Origin of the sequence: Desulfosarcina cetonica JCM 12296 (assembly GCF_001311845.1) — a bacterium.
Lineage (GTDB): Bacteria > Desulfobacterota > Desulfobacteria > Desulfobacterales > Desulfosarcinaceae > Desulfosarcina > Desulfosarcina cetonica.
The window spans coordinates 1-1,395 of record NZ_BBCC01000449.1 but is presented as its reverse complement, the minus strand read 5'-3'; the positions used below and the strand labels follow the sequence as shown (position 1 = coordinate 1,395).

The 1,395-nt window shown below is 42.9% G+C and carries 2 protein-coding genes; both read left to right on the top strand.

Features of this window, described 5'->3' with window-relative positions:
* Window positions 1-401: 401 nt before the first annotated feature.
* Window positions 402-809, top strand: coding sequence for a hypothetical protein (locus tag JCM12296_RS43020; RefSeq protein ID WP_213181809.1), 408 nt, complete (start codon window positions 402-404; stop codon window positions 807-809).
* Window positions 810-1,088: a hypothetical protein gene (locus JCM12296_RS43015; protein WP_213181810.1), complete on the top strand. Its 279-nt coding sequence runs from the start codon at window positions 810-812 to the stop codon at window positions 1,086-1,088.
* The last annotated feature ends 307 nt before the right edge of the window (window positions 1,089-1,395 follow it).

Here is a 1,395-nt window from a genome sequence, read left to right as displayed (position 1 = left end):
GGCGCACTCATTGGTTTGTTTTTCGTTTTTTCTCTTGAGCGTTTTTGTTTCGTTCTCGCTTGAAAGGACTGCACTGAATCTGTAAGTTGATCATTGCTTGTCATGCGTGGATTCTTTTTGCTTGCTGGCTCTTTCACAGACCCGTTCCGTCGTTACCGGTTTGCGCCTTTCGCCTTCTTCGGTCCGGGCTGTTTGTTATTAACCGAACACCTCGCTTTCTTTTTCCATGAAAGCTCGGTGCCCCAACCAGGCGCTTAACTTTGACGGCGGTTACGGTGTCATTTTGGCCGATCGTGCTATCAGCAACTTCATTTTTCCATTGATAATTTTCGGTCGTTTGGCCGCCGCATGTTAGCTCGTCGTTAGCCATTTTAAACGATACTGTGAACTGAATAAAATTTATGACCTGTGCTCATCAAAAAATTGAAGCCGCGTTAGATAGATGGCAAGAAAGTCATTGGCACCTTCATCAAATAGAAGGGCACTATCACCATGCAGATGCTCTCAGATATTCAATGAATGCATTTATTCGTGCATTGCGTGAAATTCCTGATATGGTGAACATGTCCACTCAAAATAATAAAGAATTTGTGGCCTGGCATAAACCTATTCGGAGGGCTCTTGAAACAGAAGATCCCCTTATAGTTCAAATTATCAAGCATCGTAGATACATCGTTCATAAATCAATGTTGAAACCGGAGAGCAAGGCATATATGGCTGCCATTCGTGACTACACAATAAAAATGCAATTTCCGTTTTACGTAGATCCCTTCGAAGATAGCGATTCAGCAGTTAATCGATTTTTATAAATGACAAAAGAAAACCCAGTTTTGCTTGGTATGCTTGCTCCTGATGACGTTCAGGTTTTGGCTCTTATAAGAGAATGGCATATTGAAGGCTTTGACAACGAAATCATTTCTGTCTTTCGCCATGCGTGGCTTCGAATTGGTGAATATCTGTCTGATGTAATAGAGTTTTTAGGTGGAGATCGATTCCCTGACACTCTACCAGACTGTTTTAAGGATCCACGTGAGCATTATTACAAAAAATATTATGGCCTATTTTCCGAAGGTCAACAATTTGGCTAACAAAACGCTGCAGCCGACCCGGGGGGCTAGCGGCTTTTCGGAAGCCCTTGGTTTTGGAAAAAACTTGGCTTCGACAACCTGCTCGGCTATATGCCCCGGTCGGCTGAGCTCCCCGTTGGTGCTCATATTGACTTGTTTTCCGTTCTTTGTTTTGCACGTTTTTGGTTTGTGTTTGCTTGAAAGAACTGCACCGAATCTGTAAGTTCATCAAGGCTTGTATTTCGCAGGTTCTTTTTGCTTGTTTGTTTTTTGAAAGCCCGTTTCATCATCATCGGTTTGTGCTTTTTTTCTTTTCGGGCCGGGCTTA

Excerpts from the sequence above, each read along its gene's own strand:
- JCM12296_RS43015 (WP_213181810.1), top strand. The coding sequence starts at position 810 with ATGACAAAAGAAAACCCAGTTTTGCTTGGTATGCTTGCTCCTGATGAC.
- JCM12296_RS43020 (WP_213181809.1), top strand. The coding sequence starts at position 402 with ATGACCTGTGCTCATCAAAAAATTGAAGCCGCGTTAGATAGATGGCAA.